The following is a 20,635-nucleotide window of genomic DNA, read 5'->3' as shown; positions in this document are numbered from 1 at the left end:
CTTAAAATACTACCTCCAGTACGTGATCTGAATTTTCTTTTTCGAGATGTTTAAGTTCCTCTTGGGTTACTAATTCCACCTCTACTTTTACCATACGATAACCATGACCAGGAACATATCTGATTTCACCGTATACTTCGTAGCATCCATTTCCCATCCCTGGGTAAAACGATACCATCTCATGTAAATGCTGCTTTGTTCCAAAGATAAACATACGGTCCATTGTTACTTCAACTGTACCTAAGTAAGTACGTCCCTCTTCATTAAATTCAACAGGCATTGCATTTGGTAATTGATTGCGATTAGAGCTCATAATTGCGCTCTCCTTTCACTCGTTGTAATGTATCCATTTAATTTTTAAATTTCAAGACAAAAATAAAAAAAGACCTGAGAATTATCTCAAGTCTTTTCCTTCTAGCTTCATCTATTAGAAACTGCGGGTTTGCATAATGGGTTACTTTTCGGAAATATCAAAGTGAAAGTTGTCGGTTTAAGAGGTTTGCTCTCTACCTTTATTTCACCTTCATATAAATCCATAACTTTCTTAGCTATTGTTAAACCTATTCCAGAACCTTGCTTTACACCTGTGCTTCCTCTAAAATGTCTCTCGAACAAATGAGGTATCTCTTCTTCAGGTATAGGTATTCCGTAATTTGTAATAGAAATATATAAGTCATAAGGACAATAATCTTCTTGAACATGCACCTCGATTTGGCGAATGTTCAGTGAATACCTAACTGCATTTTCAATAATAGGTTTGATTGCTAAAATTAAATGCTCCCTATCCATAAACAGTTCAGGTTCATCCGAATCATAGTGGGTAATGATGTTAAAATCAGGATGAAGTTTTCGTTTGTGTTGCACAAACTGCTCTACTGTTTCTTTCACGTTAATTAACTCACAAGAAGGACTTTCTGCGCCTTGATTTAGTTTTGCTAATTCTAAGAGGGCACTCATAATACTTGTAATCCTCTCGATATTATTATCAACTGCAGCTAATCTCTCCTTAGCAAATTCCGGCTTTGACTCACCATACATTCGTATTACATCAACAGATTGCTTAATTGATGTTAAATGAGTGTTTACTTCGTGAGATACATCTTGCAAAGATTCTATATTGGCTTCAACGATGTCTTCCATACGTTCCAAAATCTCATTAACCTGCTTCTTAACGTCTGTAATTTCTTTTCCGTATTTACCGGTTATAGGGAAACGGGTTTTGTAATTGGTTGCTTTAATTTCATTTAAACCTTCACCAAGTGCTATTTTTATTTTACGAAAAGTTAAACCAATTCCTAAATAAGCGATAATAGGTGCCACGATAAAGTACCAAATAAGCATGTTATCTATATTTTTTGAAAGATGATCCAAAGGTCTGGCTATAACATTAGTTACGTTTTTAGTAATAGTAATTTCTGCTTTATGGTGACCTATACTGAGCTCAGGATTTTCATGACAATAAATATGCTTATACTGAGCGTAAGTGTATCCTGTCTCTTTATCTAAGTAGATAGTAAGATGAAGATCCTGTTTTATAATTTCTTTTTCATAATGGTGATAAAGAAAAAAAAGGGCTTTACTAATAAATCGTTTTTCGACATCACTAATAGGATCTGGTTTTTCGTGGCTTCTAAACTTACGTACTTTGTTGGTGCTAAGATTTCTAACTGTTACACGTTCGTCTCTAGAAAGGATGTTGTCGAGAAAATTGGAATCGATATTTTTTACACGACCTTGCCTTCGAGCCTCATTCTCTACTTGTACTGCCCTATAAACCATCTTATCATAGGCGCCTTGTCCTCTCTCCATTACATCAACAAAAAGAAAATATCCAATAATGGGAGAAGAAACGAATATGATAGCGGCTACACAAAAAAGTGTAATTCTAAAACGTAGGCGATTAGTATGATACGACTTAATTAACTTCTGCTTCAATGGTTTCAAGGACATAACCTTTACCTCGTACAGTTTTAATATAGTCAATACCAATTGCTGCGCGGAGTCTTTTTATATTTACTTCAAGCGGATTTGTTGTACCTATCTCAGAAGGTTCATGACCCCAAACATTTATATAAATGTTCTCTTTTGAGATTATTTGATTGGGTTGTTTCATAAAATAATGAAGCAATTCTAATTGCTTATTTGTTAAATGGATATTATTTCCATTTACAACTACCTTATGAGTAAATAAATTTAAAGTAATTCCACCAAAAGCGAGCTCTTGCATTGGCTGGCCTTGATTTTGTGCAGTTCGTCTTAATATTGCTCGTATTCTTGCAAGCAGTTCAGGTACGTCATATGGTTTCTTAACATAATCCTCTGCTCCTAAATCTAATCCCTGCATAATATCAATACCTTCTCCTCTTGATGTAAGAAACATATAAGGAATTGACTTGTTTTTACTAACTACTCTTGCTACATCAAGACCATTTGTCACAATTGGATTAAGATCCGCTGACGATTTCTTCAGCATTATATCTAAAATCATTAAGTCAAAGTGATTATTTGAAGCGAGAAAAACGGCCTCGTCACCAGTTTGAGTCCAATTTACTTGGTACCCTTCTGCTTCGAGGATCATTTTAAGTACAATGCCTATTTCATGCTCATCTTCAAGCAATAATAAACTATGATTAGCTTTCGTCAAAAAGATTCCCTCCATATTGTTTTGTGCAGTTTAGCTTATATACAACATACAGCAACATTAGGAAAGCAATACTTCACTTCAAAACCTTCACAATTGAGAGGAAATTTTACGTTGCCGAGCTATTTTACATATTAATCAAATTGAATTTTTAGAAAAATAAGATACTTGCACAAACAAGTATTGTAAGAAAATGTTGTATAATAAAACATGTATTTCAAATGCATGTTTAAAGGTATATTTTAAACGCCTTATAAACTATACCATTTACATGTTTTTCAATTCTAGTCAAAATTTCTGGCTTTTTTACTTATATTTACAACAATTAGACGATGTTGGGAAACGACAAAATACGACAACGCCAGCGTTTAGAGGTCAAAAAAAAGAAAGGGCGGCAGCCCAAAAAATGTTAATAACAATAATAAAGAACTAGGCCATTACGAACCTAGTTCTTCCTATTTATATAGAATTTATTTGCCGATGAATTGTTGAGTCCAGTAATTCTTATCACTCAAATAACCAATACCGAGATCAGTATAGTTAGCATTTAGGATGTTAGCACGGTGGCCGCTGCTATTCATCCATGATTCCATCACTTCTTTAGGTGTTTTTTGACCATAAGCGATGTTTTCTCCAGCGCTTTTATATGAAATACCAAAGCTTTTCATCATGTCAAACGGTGAACCATACGTAGGAGATGTATGATCGAAGTAACCTTTATCATGCATATCAGCTGACTTGTAACGAGCAACACGAGATAACTCAGCGTTGATTGTTAAAGGCTTTAGACCAGCTTTTGCGCGTTCTTGGTTTACTAAATCGCCAACTTGTTTTTCATAAGCACTAATTGTCATACTTGAAGTACTAACAGCATTTGCTGATGAATTAGAAGTAGTTGTACCAGTATTCGTATTTGTTGAAGTTGTTGCAGGTTTTAAGCGAATAATCGAACCGATTTTCATGTTTGTCGGATTAACAGAAGGGTTTAGTTCTTGCAACTTTTTATAGTCAAGTCCATAACGCTTAGCAATAAAATAAAAAGTATCACCAGCCGTCACCTTATATGCCTCAAAAGGTGGTTCCTTGTACATAGTCATTGCGCTTGCATTTGTTGCTGCAGCTCCACCAAGGATAGATAAAGCTAATGTAGATGCGATAATTGTTTTTTTCATGATTCTCTCTCCTATCGTTTATGTAACTTTCTTATTGCATGTAGAAACGTAACCATAGGAGAAAGAGAATTCTAGGAGTAAATAATTCCAACTATTGTTTAGAAAACCTGTCTAAATCATCGTTTAGAGTAGCATCTAACAATTTTTCAAATTTAGCATCGCCATGCTTTTGTCTGTATTCCAGTAAGTGCTTTACTATAATCATCACATCATGTGACTGATACTCAACTGAGCGTGGCTCGTCTGTTAGGTAAAAGATATAATCACTTGATGTGCCATAAACAGCACAAAACTTAATCAATTCAGATTGTGAGAGCATTACTTTACCTTTTTCCACCTTTTCTAACCTTTTTGGATGCATACCAAATAAAGTTGCGGCGTCTTTTAAAGATAGTCCTTTTAATTCTCTTAAATTGTTTAATCTGTTCATCATAAAAAATTCCTCCTTAAAATAAAAAAGCCTACTCTTAATAGAGCAGGCTCACATTTTATATTCTCGGTTGTTTCACTATTCCAATTCCATCTTTTGCAACTGCAATCATTTTTTCTACTACGTTATCTGAAGTTGGGTCAATATCTACTATATTTTCTAATACTTCTCTTAATCGCAAACATTCATCCGCTAAGCTTATAAGATCAGCGTGTTTTACATATTCTGGTGCATCTTTTCCGTAGCTTTTATAATAGTACAATATTTCTTCAATATCTCTAGGGTTAATTCCCATAATAAAACACCACATACTTTCTATTTTTCTATCATTATTATCCGGCTAATGTTTTAGTTTGTAAATAAAAAGCCTACCCTGTTTAAAGAGTAGGCTGCATTTAAGCTATTTTTCCTTTTTTACGAATAGATGAAATTAAGCTATTCATTGTACTTCGTTCTGTTTCATTTCGTTCAATTACTACTTCACCTAGTTTGCGTTTTTCCTCTAGCGTTTCTTGAATCTTTTCATCAATAGTACCCATCGTAACAAGACTAATAATATCAACAACGGTATGTGTAGAACCTATACGATGTACCCTACCTGCTCTTTGTTCGAATATAGCGGGATTCCACGGACAATCATAATTAATCAGCGTATTAGCAAATTGAATGTTTAGCCCATAGTTACCTGCATCAGTAAGGACAAAGAACTTGTACTCAGGATCATCCCTAAAGGTTTCAAGTTGTTCCTGTCTTTGGGCAGAAGACATCGAACCGTTTAGGATAGCTACTTTTCCTAGCTTACTTAATTCCTGGGAAATGAGGGTTTGCATTTTAGCAAACTGTGTGAAGATAACAATTTTGTGGGTACCGGCTTCAATGCGATCTTTGCATATGTCAACCAGTTCAATAAGTTTCGGAGATTTAACGCTTTCGGGGATAAGGTCTTGATAGTACTTAGACATACCACTCTGACCCATTTGCAATAATAAAGGATGGTCAGAAGAAGCAACCATCATATAAAGGAAACCTAGTACTTGGTCTTCTTTCTTACGCTTTTCTTCTATCCAATTACCATCTTGATCATATTGACCATTAACCTGTTGTGAAGATAGTTCTTCTAATAAGGATAAGAAATCATCTTGAATTTTGTTATATAGGGAAGCTTGAGCGTTGTTCATATCAACGTCTCGACGGTGGAAAATCATTGGAGGTAAATCTTTTGCTACGTCTTTCTTTAAGCGACGTAACATATATGGAGAAATTTTGCGTCGAAGTTCGCCTAAGCGTTTGTATCCAATAGGTACATATTTACGACCAAACTTACTTGCATAAACAATGTGTCGTTTTCGGAACTCGGTTATCTTACCTAGTAATCCAGGCTGAACCCACTCTACTAAAGAGTATAGTTCTTCTACATTGTTTTGAAGAGGTGTACCAGTACTTGCGAACCGATACGTTGAAGATAAGGAGTTAACTGCTTTATAGGTGATTGATTCGCGATTCTTAAGCCTATGGGCTTCATCCGCTATAATTACGTCATAATGGAACTCTTTCATGATATCAACCATTGTCCTAACTAGTTCATAGTTTGCTATGCCGAATAAGTAATCGCCATTTACAAACCTTAAAAAAGCATTCTTTTTCTCTTTTGTATTTTTCCCATCAATTACGATGTTTTTATGACCGAGAAACTTGTCTATTTCGGTTGCCCATTGATACTTCAATGAGCTAGGACAGATAACAAGTATCTTTTTTACTTTACCCTGTTTCCATAACATATGAGCTGCGCCCATTGTTTGAACGGTTTTGCCTAACCCCATATCGTCACCGATAATACCGCTACCGATATGAGTTAGGAATGAAATACCTTGCTGTTGAAATTCATAGGGTTGAAGTGTGAAGTCACTAAAATCATCTAACATAGGAAATTCAGGAATTAACACCTCATGTATTCCTTTAATCGTTTCGATGGTTGTATGCCAAGCTGTCATGTCCTCGTAGCGTTCAACAAAGGCATCTATATGACGTTTTGGAACCATCCACTTGTAATCCTGCTCGATATAATATGCACCGGGGAGAGACCTCATAAAGTCCGTATAAGACCTAAATGATTGACTAGATAGTTTCGATTCAATACGAACATCTAGCATGTCCCCTTGCAAACGGAGTGAAAACAATTGTGACTCCTCCTATTCAGTTGTTAAGTAAGAACTTCTATTTTTATATCTCTCTTTCCGAAGTTGATAGCATGATTGGTAGATTCCATGTAGATATCTACACGATTACCTTGAATCGCCCCACCTCTATCAGCCACTTCGTATGTTCCATTAATGGATGGATAAGCTGTGCATGTAATTTTTACCTTAGTACCCAAAGGGATGGCACTACTCATCGCAACCATACCCGGTCTTACCCTTTTACCGGAAGCGGTAATACCAGTAACTCCAGGTTCATTTAAGGTATAAGCAGAAGCTACACCATGCATAGTACGAGAAACAGAATTGTCGGAAGAGGAATTTTTTACTTCTTGCGTAGTAACCTCTTTTGGAGGTAAACTAGTTCCATATTTCGTTTTTTGCGAACTAGAATTTTTAAGACTACTAGATTCTAAATTTTGCTTTTCAGACTTAGACATAGCAGTTGAATTACTGGATGCCTTTACTGGCCTGGGATATTCCCCACTTTCTTGTAATTCACGTTTCTGTTTGTCGATTTTTTGTCGAAGATTGTCGTTCTCATCGTTTAATGCGTCATTGTTGGCACGTAAATCTTCTTTTGCTTCCTTAAGCTTACTTACTTCTTCGGAAAGCTTGTCTGTTTTGGCTATTAAATCATGGTTACGCTGCTCAATTTTTTTGGCGTATTCACTAGCAGCATGTAACTCTTGAACAGTTATGTTGTGGTTTTCCTTTAAGGTGTTTAGATCTTTGTTTAGATCATGGTTCTCGTGAAATTGAAATCCTACGCCGCTAGCCAATGCAAGACCTGCTATCGTAATCATACAGGTTTGGATTACTTTGCCCTTTGTGATTTTTTGTTTCATGTTGAATCAAATCCTCTCATTGTTGTATTTCTGTTGAAATACGAGGGGAAGTTTCATCCAAGCTTAACTCCTCTGTAATAATTGCGTAATAGAATTACGTTATTATAAAGACAAGGTAAGCCCGAATGAAACAAAACGGTTTAGTTTAATGAAAAAAGAGCCCACTAAAATAAAAATGGACTCTTCACTATAGGTTATTCACTAGCTTCTGGAAAATCTTTTTTCTCAAACCATTGATGACGGCAAGCACGCTTTAAGCATGTATACTTAACTCTTGTCTTCCATTCATCTTTGTAAGAACGAGGATTACCACATTCAGGACACGTATTCTCTACATAACGATCTTTATACGTATTACCCTTTGTCTTATGTCCTCTGCTTTGTGCGTTGTATGATACTACTTGTTGTTTGTTTTCCATGTAAACTACTCCATCCCCTACGTAATGTTTTCAACAGTTTTGTTTTCACCTTAAAAGTTTGTCTAAACCATACATTAAAATGTCCAAGACAAAACATAAGCACTTGCATCACCACTTGGCAAGTACTAATTTAAAAAATTATTTTTTATTGTTGTAATACTCGATTAAACCATACAAGATAGACAATCTTCTTTCTTCAAAAGTTTGATGTAGTCTAAAGTCTTTTTGAACAGCTTCAACCGAATCTATCTTCCCATCCACTAGATTCTCAAGATCCTCTATGATTGCTACCATATCTTTGTGTACATCGTTGTACTTTTCTTGGAAGTCTTTTGATAATGCAAGCGGATAAATAGCATATAGTCGATTAAACTCATTATCCATATGACGAAAACTATGCAACATATATTGCTTAATTCTAGCGATTTCTGAAAAACCAATATGAATGGCTCTTTTTTCATCTGCTTTACTCATTGGTGGTAATGGAGCTCTACTTAAAAACTCTTCCCATTTTTCATCACCAATAGATTCAGGTATGTAATTCTGTGCTGCTTGCTCCATTTGTTCTGGTGTTGAAACTGGTGGTTGTTCCTCACTTATCAAAACTTCTTCTAATGGCTCTTTCGGTTGGTGAACTACAGCATTATCATTTTTTAATTCATCGTTGTTAAGTAAATTTCCAAACGTGCTTTCAAACACTTTATTATTTTCCAGTTCATTATTTTCATTGCTTTTTTTATTTTCCGACATTTTTAACTACTCCTTTTTAGTGAATACAAGTGTATTACACTTTTCACATGTATAGCGTGTCTCGCTTTTATTTGGGAGCTCATTAAAATGCTTTGTATTACCAGCGACAGTAGGTTCGTAACTGGCTAGAACAAATACCTCTTTTCGAAGGTAAGCATGTCCGCAATGACACCTAGTAAAATCTTCATGAAGTCTCATAGAGTTTTCCTTTCCTGGTTGTCATTGCGCTTAGAAACATTCCCATATTGTGTAGCAAGACACCATAGTTTTATATGTTTAAATACAGTCACTGTTTGTTTTCCAAACATAGTATATTACGCTTTCATTACCAAGTAAATATACTATTCGCGACGCATAAGAAAGCGCTTACATAAAAAAAGAAAGCCCATATCAACTTGATGGAGGCTTTCGTAATTTCACTGACTTATTTAGATGTCTATATTCTGATTTATTTAAATAATTGTAAGACCGTTTGTTAATTGACATATGCATACCTCCGAGATTGACCCACCAAGGCCCACGAGTTGCATTGTCCCATCCATACCCTACCAGCTTTTTTAGATTGATCGCTTGAGAACGGTAAACCTTGAAAAACTGACAGTCGCGACGGTTGAAATAATCTACCCAATACGACAAAGAGTTTTTGAATCGAAATACTCCAGAGTTTAAGGTGTATACTTTAACATGTTTTCGAGATTCTTCGTCTAATTCGATGTAATATATCTTGTCCTGTAAGGGTTGGAGTTCGGGTACTTCATCTGGAAGTTTATTAAGCATGTCAAAACTTTCACCCATCATTCTTCACCTTATTCCCACCACCAAGAAATACTGTTTGAAGTCATTGTAGTTTGTGTAGTTGTTGGTGAAGTAGTTGCAGCAGAAGCGGCAGTATTAAAAGCACCAAAAGAAACTAAAGATATAACTACTAATAAAGCTAACATTATACGTTTAATCATGTTTTTCCACCTCCATAATTGGTTTTAAATATTTAATCTCATCTCGTTCTTTTTTCGTAGCATATCCTAGAAGGAATAAAAATACTAAGATTGAGCTAATAGATAAAAATGTTAAACTTAAAGTGACATTATTAATGTGTGTAAAAACAATAGCGGCAGGAAAGCAAAATACCGAACAAGTCGCGATTGTGATTACTAGCCATTTCTCTCTTTTGAGACGAATTTTCTCAAAATCAAACTTGAATCCCCACCCTAAAGTATGAAGAATCCATGTCACTAGAACAAAAATTAAACCAGAGGTAATGTCCAATGCGTAATTTCGCCAAATGTGTTCTTTCAATGCAGAAGGCATGAAGAACCCAAATGAGCAGGATAAGATTCCAAGCTGAACCACAAGCGGAACAATTACACTTCCTGTAATGGTCACTACAAAAGACCAAATTATCGGGATTTCAACAACTGCCGCTAGGTAAAGGAAAGCTATTACCATTGCTATAATCGGAACTATATATCCGAGATCAGCTTCTTTATTGAAATAAACCAAATAATTAATAATGCTATTAAGAATAGTGATAACTAAAACTACCGGAAAGTATAAACGGAACCTTAGTTGGAACAAAGCGGACATTATCGCATAGGAGCCAATACCATAAATGGTTTGAGATATTAGAAACCATCCTAAGTCAACCGAACTCAAATGTTTATCCCCCTTGATAAAACATAAAAACTTTTAATCTACCAACTAAATTCCTCAAGAAATCTTATCTGTTTATCTTTACTTGAATCATTGCTGGTATGAATTAATTTTCACATACCTAGCGGAAAAACACCAATTAACTTTAAGTGAATGTTAGGTGACAAAACTGTCATTTATCTAAACATTCATACTGTTCAGGTTCTTGAATTCTGCAATTTCCTCACGAAGCTTTCTCATCTCCTGGTACATTTCAATTTCTTGATCAAATGATTTTACTAGATAAATCGATTCGTCGTTCTTATAACGGAATGGAAGTACCCAATAAGGGCGATTTTCTTGAAAAGCTTCTAATTCTTGTTTTGTGAGCCAGTCTTTTGGAATGCTAATGGTCTTCTCTCCCCTTGCATTCACAGTCCCCCTTTCCTTACATTCCATCAAATAGTCCTGGGTTTTAATATCGCCTTTTGCATACCACAAAGCTCCGCTGTTCACTTGGCGCTTAGCATCAACGATTGGTTTTTCTTTTCGTGTTGTTGTGGAACCCATTGTAGATAATGAGATAGTAGGGACAGGATTAACCTTCTGTTCAGAAACTTCTTCCTTCACTTCTGGTGGATCAACTTGAATACGGGGTTTTTGAACCATAGTCTTTTTTGTTGATTGTTTAAAGAGGTTTGATTCTTTAGTGGACTGTTGAAAAGCGGCATTCCATTTCTTAGTCACCACTTTTTCAAAAGCCATACCCTCTTTCTTTTCATCTTTATGTGTGCGAAAAGCAGCATTACGCTGCTCTAATTTATTCTGCTCACGTTGTTTCATCTTTTGTGCGCGTTCCTCTTGCTTATTTTTATACAAGCGAACGCCATCACATAGATGACAAAGAGCTGAATTCTCACACTTATCATGTGTTTCCTTACTACACTTATGCAACAAAGCTCAACTCCTCATGCTTTTGTGCATCATACTGATAACTTGTAGCATCTACATTTAAGTCCATAATTGTAATTACTCGATTACGGTAACAAACTGCTTGATATTTTGATGTAACTAAAATGTAGTGGTCTTTTATCTTCGAAGCTTTACGTAATCGTACATCACGCTGAAGATCACGATTAATTTGGGTAATAACACGTTTTCTAGAAGCTGTTCTTTTCCCGATGCGACGCTTATACCTTCTAATTGCATGTGCCATAATTCTCATATACGTCAATAGTAGTCTCTCCTTTCTCCGCTGTTAAGACGCCCTCCCAAGAGAGCCAAATGATTCTTGAGAGACCATTAAGTCTTTATCTAGTTTTAACAGACCGTTAATTGTAATGAGGCGATTTTGTTTATTGATTAACACATCTAAAATACCTCGTATATACATATAGCGTTCAGTTGATTCACGCTGCATATCATAAAGAGTAAGACCGTTACTTGTTGAAACTTTTCTTACTTCCATAACTGCATTACGTTTACGTTCGTCTTCATTTTTACCTTGCAATCCTACTCGCTCAATTTCTCTCACCATAAGGTCTACACGTTCTTTTGATGATTCTAATTCAGAGTAATGGAGACGAAGATTGGAATAGATGTTATCAATTCTTGATAAAATACTAATCGCCATTCCTGGGTTTACATCAGTCGGAATTTGAATAGCTTGTACATCTCGTGCTAGTTCATCTCGATAAGTGGTCCACTGCTCTTTTGTCATATCAACAATTGGGTTCATACGTTACGCCACCTTTTCAAATTCTACAAAAGCTAATGTACGAGCTAAAATTTCTTGATGTAATTCATCAATAGATTTTGTACCATCTAAAATTAAAGCCTTACCATCTTCTTGTTCTAACTCTATAATGCGAAGGTATTTTTCACGAACTCTCGTTAGTAACTCCTGATTGCTTTCATACTTATCGTTTTCTCCCCATTTGCCTTTTCTTTTCATAGACTCTTCTGGTTCAATATCCAAGAAAACATGAAAATTAGGAGCAGGCATGTGTTCTAACAGATTTAAAATAAAATCTACATCTACTCCATTTGCGCTGCTATATACAATTTGACTTGTAAGGTAGCGGTCTAAGATAAGAATATCAGTTGATTTTTTTAATTCTTCAAACCAATCTAATTGTGCATATTTATCAGCAGCCATAATACATTCAATTGCAAGCTGATTTGGTTGATATTCACCATCTAGGAACTTACGAATCAACTGCCCTGTTGGTGTATCATAACGATGAAACTCGCTCTTTTGAACGTTATAACCACGCTCATGAAGAGCCTGGTATAACAATTCACTTTGAGAATTTTTGCCCGATTTATCTAAGCCTTCAACTTCAATGATAATCATGCAGATTTCACTCCAGTTGAGCCGAAACCGCCATTACGTTCTGCCTTTTCCATTTCACTATCATCATCTGCTTTTAGATAAGGTAGGAAAATAGCTTGAGCAATACGATCTCCGTGTTTCACCTCAAATGGAGTTGTTCCTTCATTACGTAATAAGATACGAATATGTTTACCATAGAAGTCTGAATCGATAACGCCTACAGAATTTTGCAAAGTTAAATCATCTGCATATGCTAATCCGCTACGCACAAATAAAGCTAACCATTCATCTGAACCCATATAAGCTGTAAGCCCTGTGTTAATGATAGCTTTAGAGTTTGGAGCAATATGATAATCGCCAATAGCTGCAATATCATATCCAGCAGAAGAAGTTGTTTTGCGTCCCGGTTTAACAACTGTCCCATCTTCAAAATGAGCTTTGAATTCGTCTAATACTTCAAATCCTCGTTTAGGAAGTAAAGTCAATGTAACTTCTTCTTCAGCCTTGTGTTGTTTCGAAAAACGTTTTAAAAAGTTTGGTAATTTCATGGTGGTGTTTCCTCCTGGTGAGTGTTTAATTAATTGAAGACAGAGTGAATTATGCGGTTTGAATCATAACCGTTTTATATTCATCTGGTATTTCATCCAAAAATGGACTAGGTTGTTGTTTGACTGGTTTTTGGGAACCATAGTCATACTTAAAAGCAGAGAAAGATAAATATAGGCGTCTTGCTGCCCTAGTCATTGCGACATACATAAGCCTACGTTCTTCTTCTAAATCAGCAGAACTCCCCTTAGAACGTCTATGTGGGAATACGTCATCTTCTAAACCGATAACGAATGTTTCAGGCCACTCTAAACCCTTTGCAGAGTGTACAGATGTGAGAGTAACAAAATCATCTTCATCTTCTTCTACTTCGCCATCTAAGCTAATTTCAGAAACGAATTGAGCTAATGAATTGATTTCTTTTTCTTGTACATCCCATTGACGTGCATAACTACGCAAATGAGTTACATTTTCGATACGAGCCTCATCTTCTTCTTTTTCTCGATCAAATTGTTTCATGAAATCAGTTTTTCGGACTAAGCTTTCCATGAACTTAGCGGCGGAAAATTCGCCTTCTAGAGCTTGTTTATTAAGCTCTTGCATGATGGCTACATAACCCTTAATACTTTTAACAGTTCCTGGCTTAATCTTGCTCTGAGCCGCTACCTCATCGATATTTAAAAGTGCTGTGAAGATAGGAATCTTACGCTCTTGTGCGAACTCTCGTACCTTATTAACCGTTGTTTCTCCAATTGCTCTTTTAGGAACATTAATCGTTTTCTCAATTGCATAATCATCTGCTAAGTTATGAGAAGCACGAATGTAATAAACAAGGTCTTTAATCTCCTTACGGTCATAGAAAGAAGTGGTACCCACTATCTTGTAAGGGATGTTTTCATCTCGTAATGCTAACTCTAAATGTTTTGATTGAAAGTTTAAGCGAAAAAGTACAGCAAAGTCTTTCCAGCTACATTTCATCTTCTTCCGCATGTTTACCATCATTCTTGCTACAAAATCAGCTTCTCTTGAAGCATCATTGAAGCGGAATACATGAATATCGTCTCCCATATTACCTACTGAAAAAGCTTCACGCGGTAATCTCATCTTGTTATTACTAACTAAAGCATTTGAAGCATTTACAATAGTATGAGTGGAACGATAATTCTCCTGTAGCAAAATAACTTTTGTGTCAGGATGAAGCTTTTGGTAACTTAAAATGTTTTCTATTTTAGCGGAACGGAACGAATAAATAGACTGATCCGCATCCCCTACGAGAAATAAATTCCCATGTTGTGCTGTTAACATTTCAATTAGTTCAAACTGAATTTTATTTGTATCTTGGTATTCATCAACAAGAACATAACGGAAAAGATTTTGGTATCTTCCTAATACTTCAGGATTTGTTCGGAACAACAGAACTGTTTTTAGCAATAAATCATCAAAATCAAAGTAATTATTGATAGCCTTTATATCTTCATACCGCTGATAAACGTTTGCCATATCCGCCTTATCTCTTCTACCGTGGCTAAGTGATTGAGCTTGACCTGGAGTAATCCCGTCACTTTTCCATAGCGATATTTGTGAAAGCATATCTTTGATAATGTTTTTATCTACTTCTAGACCAAGTGCAGTAGCAGCGGTTTTTATCGTTGCTCGTTGGTCTGAATCATCCATAGGCGAATACATTTCGATACCTAAGTGATGAATATTAGAGAGTAAAATCCGATGACAAGTAGCATGGAATGTTCCAACCCAACACTTGAAAGCTTGGGTATTCATACTCTGAACACGTTCTTTCATTTCTTTAGCGGATTTATTTGTAAAAGTAATCGCTAATATACGCCAAGGATCTACTCCTTGCTGTAACAAATAAGCGATACGTGTAGTTAATACCTTTGTCTTACCGGAACCCGCTCCAGCTAAAACAAGGTTACGGCCTTCTGTTGATAGCACAGCCTGTATTTGATTTGGATTAAGCCCTTGTAATATGGGGTTCTCTATTGCTGTAGAAAGCAAATATCTCTCCCCTTTCTATTCATTAATTTTCTTCAACTTCTTCGATTTCAATGTCGATTTGATCATTGCCAATCTCGTAATATTCTTGGTCATCTACATCATCTAAAAGTTCATGAGCTACTTCTTCAGCACGGTCATAGCTTTTAGACCAGACTTCAATTTTAAATTTCCGTTGGATTGTAGATGTACCTGCGAACGTAAATTTTTTCATTTTGCCAACTCCCTACCGAAACGTAAGCAGTTGAAGTTAATTAGTCAATAACTCAAATAAAAAAAAGACGAGCTATTTTAAGCCCGTCTTAATGAGGTGATAAATGTTACTTAGATTCTGGTGCTTTTTTCACTTTGTTATCTGCTAACAATGTCCATGCAGATACCACAAATGTAATAACACTAGCAACCGTCGCTTCGTCAAAAACTGGAAGCGGATGTAGGTTTTTAGCAACTAGGTACTGATTAAGCCATGCAAGTAAGAAAATAATAACGCGAACTAAAGCACCTTTACCTGAACCAAATACATTTAACATAAGCAACACTCCTGAAAAAGAAGATATCGTACCGGTTCAACATAAGCTAATTATGTAAACTAGAACCACATCTTACTTTTTCTTCTCCCAACTTAGATCACAGTGGTACATCACCTTGTTGGTTGCTCGCATTCGCGAACATACCCATTGTTTGAGAAGTATTTGCTTTCATACGATTAATATGAAGAGTATTTAACTCATTTGTTAAGCCGTTAATTTTAGTGTTAGCGTCATTATAGCTCATACCTGCAACCACTTTATATTGAGCGTAAATAGCCTTCATTTGCTCCACAATCACTTCTTGAGAAGCTCCTTGTCCAGCTTTCAATGCTGCAATTTGAGTAACAAGATTACGTAATTGAGCCTCTTGCTCCTGTGTCATTTGCGCTGTAGGCGGCGGTGGTTGTGGTACTCTTTGTTGCTGTTGTGGTTGTTGAGTTTTCCCCTGAACAGAAGAAGAAGCCTGATTAGGCCCCTTGATTTGTTGCGATTCTTCTTTTGGTACATCTTCTCCAGCATAAACATATAATCCTAGTCCATGACCGGCAATCATTTTTACTTTTGCACGCTGGATACTATTATTAATATCCATGTTAGTTGGTGAAGCAATTGGTTTGTTTTGATAATTGGTTACAGGAAACGGTTCACATACTGAAATACCATTTACAATAACCTCAACCTCTACATAATAACCAACTTTTGTTTTGTAATAAGGCACTAAGATTCCTGGAGATTCTGGTTCCGGAAAACGCTTAACAATAATTTGAGCATCTGGATGTTTTCGTTTTAGAGTATCCACCGCATGAGCCCAGCTTAAGTATGAAAAACCATTCTTTTTATCAAGGTGGTCATTCACATTTATGTCCGCTAATTCCGCAAAATAGTTAACCATTGGAGCAGGTGTTTCAATTACATCTTCTTTAATCTCTTTTAGTTCTTCAATTGTTGATACAGTCACATCAATTCCTCCTCATTTATTATTTGATGTTTGTATTGATTTGTTTTAATAAGTTGAGTGTTTTTCCTCATGAATAGACGCATCTCTCCTGACATCGTAGATACTAGAAAAGCTTTCTTCGTGAAGGAAAGCTCCCTACAAATAAGGAAGCTTATGATCTAGCATGTTTTTTCTAAGTAATCTTGGATGATTTGGTGATATTGTTCATGAGTGGTGTTTTTGGAGATAGCAATAAGGAGCATAATAATATCGGGCTTGCCTTGTTGAGACAACGCTTCTGAGTGCTGAACAACTTCTACGTAGCCTTTCCCCTTGCAGTCATAACAAAAACCCCTTGGTGTAATTCCTGTGTTATCACAAGATAGACATGTACGACTTTTTAGCATACAAAACCCTCTCCTTATACCTGTTTGATATAACGTAAGGATTTCTTTGAATGAAAGTCAATCCATATTAAGTTCTTCTTTTATAAGATTGGGTTAAGGATTATACAGCTACATCAAATTTAAGTTGAAGATGCCGGAAATAGTTTTTCAATTTGAAATCATCAGCTGTAAAACTATAAAAGTCGGTTTTTTCGGGGTTAATCCATAATGTAGGAGTTACAGGATACGGCTCTCTCGACATTAATTCTTCTGCTTGCTCAATGTGCTTGTTGTAAATGTGACAGTCACCAATAATATGAATCAGTTCGCCTACTTCCAAGCAACAATGACGAGCTACCATGTGTACAAATATCGAGTATTCACAAACATTAAATGCGTTGGCAACTAAAAAATCCTGCGAACGTTGTTTTAAAATCAAGTTTACTTTGCCGTTTTTTACTACAAATTGAAGGTGGTGAGCACATGGAGGTAGATTCATTTCATCTAACTCATTTACATTCCATAGTTCAATAACTAAACGGCGACTAGTAGGATTCTTCTGAATCTCTCCTAAGATGTAATCCATTTGATTCTCATAACCAAAAACAGGTTTAGCTACTTGGGCGCCATAAGCGGCTCCGATTGATCCTGTTTCATCAGCCCAAGCATCCCAAATCGTAGAATTTAAATCATTTACGTTATTTGATTGTTTAATATAAATCCAATCAATTTCTTCAAAGATTGTTTTAAGTGGAAGAGGACGTAACGTAGGCACTGGAAACTCTTTTGCTAAGTTATAGCGGTTCACAACACCAAAAATACGTTTTGTCATAATCGGAGAACCATCTTTCCATACAGCTCGATTATCTACTTCCCACTCTTGTTTTAAAATTTCTGATAAAGTTTGTTTTGTAACCATATCAAAATAAGACATTTACTTTTCCTCCTCTGTTATACCAATTTCTCGGTATAACGTAAGGAGTTGGTCTAATGAAAGTCAATGCCTTTAAGAAAATTATTCAGTTTATTTAAAACTATTTTTCAATTTGCTCATAAATAAAATTTTTAACCTGCTCAATACTCAGTCCTAATTCTTTAGCTTCATTCATTAGCGATATCCAATCTGAAAAATATTGACGCTCCACCTACGTCACCTCCTCTCATAATAATTAAAATAATAAGTACTAAAGATGCATAACTTTTAGAGGACAAACAGAAGAAAGTGTAGAATAACATATAAGTCTATAAGACTACAATTCAGGACAAAGGGCACAAATTCCTGTTTGGTAATGGTGCTTTTTTGTCCTTTTATTACATAGATTATATTTGTTTGATTATTATACTTATATTGGGGGAGAAGGAATGAAGAAAGTTTTAGGAAGTTTAATGGCTTTCGCTTTAGCATTTGGTGTATTTGGAGATATATCTACGCATAAAGCAGAGGCGGCTTTTACTACGAAACAGAATTACACTTATAACTTGAAAGTGAAAAAATCAAATAGTGCAGTCAATCATGTTAACCATCAGTATTTTTTTGATTGGACTGTTCCTACTGGTGGAGGCACACTTATCACTGATGTCTATTACCGGGTGAAAACGGATGGTAATGTAGAACTGATTAGGATGGATGCGAGTTCTAGCTTAACATGGCCGTTTTATATAGTTTCCCAAAAAGGTGGAATGTACAAACCATATACTGGCCAAATCGTATCGGGATACTCTAAACATATTGTTGGCTACAACCTCGTAGCAGTTCCTTGGGACCTACAAAAGGAAACATACAACACTGATGTTCAAATTATCAAAGGCAAACCTGTTGATAAATACACTACGAACTTAAAGATAACTTTTAACACAACAGGTAGAGATTCTTCAAAATAAATTATAAATAACGTAAAAGCGCAATTACGACTTTATGTATTTGCGCTTTTATCAATAAGAAAACCCTCCTACAATGTAGAAGGGTCAATGGTTAGCTAGTTTATCTGCTAACTTATCTTTTATGTAATCACTAAGAATAGTATCGATTTGATCTGTTACATCTGTTGTTGAGATATAAAGAAAAGCACCATCTTTATATATAGTAGTAACGCAAATTAATCGCTTATCAATAATGTGGTGATCTACTTCAACTGTAATTGCATCCATAACATTCTCTCCATTCAAAAAGAGAAAAGGCGGCAGCCTTTTCCCCTGTATATGCTGTGATCTATATTAAGCAGCTAATTGTTCGATTAGTTGTTTTGCATCACGTAATACACCGAACAATCCATCTGCGGATGTTGACTTGCAAGGAATATCAAATTCATTACATAGAGCGGCCACATATTTTGTTGTACTATGGCTATTTTCATACGTACTTAAAATAACGATATCTGCTTTTAAGATACGTGAACGGATACGAGTTTTATGCTCATCTCCATCAAGGTGAACCATATCAATCTCTTCTACTTTGTCTAAAGAAGCACGGAAGTCATTCATACGGCTTTTTAAGCCTACTAACACAATTTTCTTACCTTCAAATGCTGTTTTATCAAGACGCTCAATCATTGAGAAACCTGGTTCTGTTTCAGCTTGAGTATTTTGACGATGTTGCAACTTACGTGATTCAACAGAAGCAGTAGATTCAGCTTGCTCTGTATTGTATTTATAAGTAACACGGAAACTAGTTACGTTGTTTGTATAGAAACGACCATCAATAATGTCATTTTTTTGTACGCGTAAACGATTAGCATCTTTATCGCTAATAAAAAGTGTAACTGGTGATTCATCTATTTTGATATCACCACTTGTTGTTGCAGATACTACTAAGCGACCACCTACCATATCGACAATACCATGTTTAATTTCAGCTAAATTAGGCTTTGGATCAATTACACGGTCAGCAACAGCAAAATCATAAATAGGATTTCCACCTGCAAACGTTCCTTTAATATTAGTAATTTTGATCTTATTACCGTTTTCCATTGAATATTTTCTTACGAATTCTTCTGGAATCAAATAACCGATTTCTTTAAGAATTCCACCAAAAGCTTTCTTTTCAAAAGTAACGCAATGTCCAACAGGATACTGATCATCTTCTTTATCTTCTTCCTCAATCTCTTCTGCTTTTTCTTGTGTTTCTTGTTGAGCTTTAGTTTCTTCTACATTAATTTTTTCTATTGTATGCTCAGTTTCAGTTTTGGTTCTGTATTCTAAATCTTTTAATTCTGCAAGCTGTTCGATGATTTTATAATGAGATTGCATCCAATCATAATGCTTTGCAAAATCAGTTAACTGTAGCTCTTCTAAACTTTTAATCATTTCAGACTTTATTTCTTTAAAGACTCTTTCGATATATACCATAATAAAATAACCCCCGTAAATTCTTGTTGTTTTATAATCACGAGTGCTATTATATCGCTAAAAAACCGCTGAAAACTAAAAATGACAGAGTTGTAATGCACAATTCATTTAGCACATAAACTCTGTCATTTATTTGAATTTTATAACTAATGGTATGCTTTACAAACTAGAAGCACTTTCTAAATCATTTAAAGAATAGGTAATAACTTCACCAGATTGTTGTTTGCAATATTCATCAAACAGCTCTTTTCCTGCTGTACTATTGCCGAACCTATCCGTTTCGAACATATAACCTTTTCTTTTTTTAATGCTTCGTTTGATTACATAATCATCTAACATATCTGCTTCTTGAACAATACCTGTTCCTGCAAAATGACCGCCAAAACTTGACCGTAACATATAAGTTTGATGATTAGATGTCTTTTTTGTCATATTTAGATCCTCCAAGATGAAGAACAC

The 20,635-nt window shown here is 35.5% G+C and carries 28 protein-coding genes; 1 reads left to right on the top strand and 27 read right to left on the bottom strand.

Translation table 11 applies throughout. From position 1 onward, the window contains the following. Window position 1 precedes the first annotated feature (1 nt). The 24 genes from ACFX4N_RS24505 to sinI all read right to left on the bottom strand — a co-directional run bounded on the left by ACFX4N_RS24505 (window position 2) and on the right by sinI (window position 17,976). Window positions 2-313 (bottom strand): hypothetical protein, encoded by a 312-nt coding sequence (locus ACFX4N_RS24505; protein WP_377263086.1) that lies wholly within the window; start codon window positions 311-313, stop codon window positions 2-4. Between the two features lie 107 nt (window positions 314-420). Beyond that, complete coding sequence (locus ACFX4N_RS24500) at window positions 421-1,809, bottom strand: sensor histidine kinase (protein ID WP_377263084.1); 1,389 nt, start codon at window positions 1,807-1,809, stop codon at window positions 421-423. A gap of 106 nt (window positions 1,810-1,915) precedes the next feature. Beyond that, the gene (locus ACFX4N_RS24495; protein WP_377263082.1) at window positions 1,916-2,644 is read right to left on the bottom strand and encodes a response regulator transcription factor; all 729 of its coding nucleotides are present in this window, start codon (window positions 2,642-2,644) and stop codon (window positions 1,916-1,918) included. A 467-nt stretch (window positions 2,645-3,111) separates the two neighbouring features. After that, on the bottom strand, window positions 3,112-3,813 hold the full coding sequence (locus tag ACFX4N_RS24490) for a CAP domain-containing protein (RefSeq protein ID WP_377263080.1): 702 nt from the start codon (window positions 3,811-3,813) through the stop codon (window positions 3,112-3,114). Between the two features lie 91 nt (window positions 3,814-3,904). Continuing rightward, window positions 3,905-4,246, bottom strand: a complete 342-nt coding sequence (locus ACFX4N_RS24485) for a helix-turn-helix domain-containing protein (RefSeq protein WP_377263078.1) — start codon at window positions 4,244-4,246, stop codon at window positions 3,905-3,907. A gap of 55 nt (window positions 4,247-4,301) precedes the next feature. Further along, complete coding sequence (locus tag ACFX4N_RS24480) at window positions 4,302-4,538, bottom strand: hypothetical protein (RefSeq protein ID WP_377263076.1); 237 nt, start codon at window positions 4,536-4,538, stop codon at window positions 4,302-4,304. A 100-nt stretch (window positions 4,539-4,638) separates the two neighbouring features. Next, window positions 4,639-6,420 carry a DEAD/DEAH box helicase gene (locus ACFX4N_RS24475; protein ID WP_377263074.1) on the bottom strand — a complete coding sequence of 594 codons (1,782 nt, stop codon included), beginning with the start codon at window positions 6,418-6,420 and terminating at the stop codon, window positions 4,639-4,641. 23 nt (window positions 6,421-6,443) lie between these two features. Beyond that, the gene (locus ACFX4N_RS24470) at window positions 6,444-7,286 is read right to left on the bottom strand and encodes a 3D domain-containing protein (protein ID WP_377263072.1); all 843 of its coding nucleotides are present in this window, start codon (window positions 7,284-7,286) and stop codon (window positions 6,444-6,446) included. A 194-nt stretch (window positions 7,287-7,480) separates the two neighbouring features. Beyond that, window positions 7,481-7,705: a zinc ribbon domain-containing protein gene (locus ACFX4N_RS24465; protein WP_377263070.1), complete on the bottom strand. Its 225-nt coding sequence runs from the start codon at window positions 7,703-7,705 to the stop codon at window positions 7,481-7,483. 138 nt (window positions 7,706-7,843) lie between these two features. Continuing rightward, window positions 7,844-8,455, bottom strand: a complete 612-nt coding sequence (locus ACFX4N_RS24460) for a hypothetical protein (RefSeq protein ID WP_377263068.1) — start codon at window positions 8,453-8,455, stop codon at window positions 7,844-7,846. A gap of 806 nt (window positions 8,456-9,261) precedes the next feature. After that, window positions 9,262-9,411: a hypothetical protein gene (locus ACFX4N_RS24455; RefSeq protein WP_377263066.1), complete on the bottom strand. Its 150-nt coding sequence runs from the start codon at window positions 9,409-9,411 to the stop codon at window positions 9,262-9,264. Then, window positions 9,404-10,108 carry a hypothetical protein gene (locus ACFX4N_RS24450; RefSeq protein WP_377263064.1) on the bottom strand — a complete coding sequence of 235 codons (705 nt, stop codon included), beginning with the start codon at window positions 10,106-10,108 and terminating at the stop codon, window positions 9,404-9,406. The genes ACFX4N_RS24455 and ACFX4N_RS24450 overlap by 8 nt, the downstream gene beginning before the upstream one ends. A gap of 177 nt (window positions 10,109-10,285) precedes the next feature. Next, entirely contained in the window at window positions 10,286-11,038 is a 753-nt protein-coding gene (locus ACFX4N_RS24445) for a hypothetical protein (RefSeq protein ID WP_377263063.1), read from the bottom strand. Next, on the bottom strand, window positions 11,031-11,309 hold the full coding sequence (locus ACFX4N_RS24440; protein WP_377263209.1) for a hypothetical protein: 279 nt from the start codon (window positions 11,307-11,309) through the stop codon (window positions 11,031-11,033). The genes ACFX4N_RS24445 and ACFX4N_RS24440 overlap by 8 nt, the downstream gene beginning before the upstream one ends. 33 nt (window positions 11,310-11,342) lie before the next feature. Next, the gene (locus tag ACFX4N_RS24435; RefSeq protein ID WP_377263061.1) at window positions 11,343-11,822 is read right to left on the bottom strand and encodes a hypothetical protein; all 480 of its coding nucleotides are present in this window, start codon (window positions 11,820-11,822) and stop codon (window positions 11,343-11,345) included. A gap of 3 nt (window positions 11,823-11,825) precedes the next feature. Continuing rightward, the gene (gene tmk, locus ACFX4N_RS24430; RefSeq protein WP_377263059.1) at window positions 11,826-12,440 is read right to left on the bottom strand and encodes a dTMP kinase; all 615 of its coding nucleotides are present in this window, start codon (window positions 12,438-12,440) and stop codon (window positions 11,826-11,828) included. After that, entirely contained in the window at window positions 12,437-12,967 is a 531-nt protein-coding gene (gene dut, locus ACFX4N_RS24425) for a dUTP diphosphatase (protein ID WP_377263057.1), read from the bottom strand. The genes tmk and dut overlap by 4 nt, the downstream gene beginning before the upstream one ends. 49 nt (window positions 12,968-13,016) lie before the next feature. Beyond that, on the bottom strand, window positions 13,017-14,981 hold the full coding sequence (locus ACFX4N_RS24420; RefSeq protein ID WP_377263055.1) for an ATP-dependent helicase: 1,965 nt from the start codon (window positions 14,979-14,981) through the stop codon (window positions 13,017-13,019). 22 nt (window positions 14,982-15,003) lie between these two features. Beyond that, window positions 15,004-15,192, bottom strand: a complete 189-nt coding sequence (locus ACFX4N_RS24415) for a hypothetical protein (protein ID WP_377263053.1) — start codon at window positions 15,190-15,192, stop codon at window positions 15,004-15,006. 106 nt (window positions 15,193-15,298) lie between these two features. Further along, a complete protein-coding gene (locus ACFX4N_RS24410) occupies window positions 15,299-15,508 on the bottom strand; it encodes a phage holin (protein ID WP_377263052.1) in 210 nt (69 codons plus the stop codon). 97 nt (window positions 15,509-15,605) lie between these two features. Next, entirely contained in the window at window positions 15,606-16,466 is an 861-nt protein-coding gene (locus ACFX4N_RS24405; RefSeq protein WP_377263050.1) for a Sak single strand annealing protein, read from the bottom strand. 158 nt (window positions 16,467-16,624) lie between these two features. After that, complete coding sequence (locus tag ACFX4N_RS24400) at window positions 16,625-16,852, bottom strand: hypothetical protein (RefSeq protein WP_377263048.1); 228 nt, start codon at window positions 16,850-16,852, stop codon at window positions 16,625-16,627. Between the two features lie 100 nt (window positions 16,853-16,952). After that, a complete protein-coding gene (gene thyA, locus ACFX4N_RS24395) occupies window positions 16,953-17,765 on the bottom strand; it encodes a thymidylate synthase (RefSeq protein ID WP_377263046.1) in 813 nt (270 codons plus the stop codon). A gap of 100 nt (window positions 17,766-17,865) precedes the next feature. Then, complete coding sequence (sinI, locus tag ACFX4N_RS24390; protein WP_377263044.1) at window positions 17,866-17,976, bottom strand: DNA-binding anti-repressor SinI; 111 nt, start codon at window positions 17,974-17,976, stop codon at window positions 17,866-17,868. 217 nt (window positions 17,977-18,193) lie between these two features. Between sinI and ACFX4N_RS24385 the strand changes: the two genes are divergently transcribed. Then, on the top strand, window positions 18,194-18,712 hold the full coding sequence (locus tag ACFX4N_RS24385; protein ID WP_377263042.1) for a hypothetical protein: 519 nt from the start codon (window positions 18,194-18,196) through the stop codon (window positions 18,710-18,712). A gap of 84 nt (window positions 18,713-18,796) precedes the next feature. On the opposite strand, the gene ACFX4N_RS24380 is transcribed toward ACFX4N_RS24385, so the two are convergent. The 3 genes from ACFX4N_RS24380 to ACFX4N_RS24370 all read right to left on the bottom strand — a co-directional run bounded on the left by ACFX4N_RS24380 (window position 18,797) and on the right by ACFX4N_RS24370 (window position 20,608). Continuing rightward, complete coding sequence (locus ACFX4N_RS24380) at window positions 18,797-18,979, bottom strand: hypothetical protein (protein WP_377263040.1); 183 nt, start codon at window positions 18,977-18,979, stop codon at window positions 18,797-18,799. Window positions 18,980-19,045: 66 nt separating this feature from the next. After that, a complete protein-coding gene (locus tag ACFX4N_RS24375; protein WP_377263038.1) occupies window positions 19,046-20,176 on the bottom strand; it encodes a hypothetical protein in 1,131 nt (376 codons plus the stop codon). A gap of 159 nt (window positions 20,177-20,335) precedes the next feature. After that, window positions 20,336-20,608 carry a hypothetical protein gene (locus ACFX4N_RS24370; protein ID WP_377263036.1) on the bottom strand — a complete coding sequence of 91 codons (273 nt, stop codon included), beginning with the start codon at window positions 20,606-20,608 and terminating at the stop codon, window positions 20,336-20,338. Window positions 20,609-20,635: the final 27 nt, after the last annotated feature.

It is taken from the genome of Priestia sp. YIM B13551, from assembly GCF_042787905.1.
In the GTDB taxonomy this organism is placed as follows: Bacteria; Bacillota; Bacilli; order Bacillales; family Bacillaceae_H; genus Priestia.
Note: the sequence above shows the minus strand (reverse complement) of the source record. Positions and strands in the feature narration are given on the sequence as shown.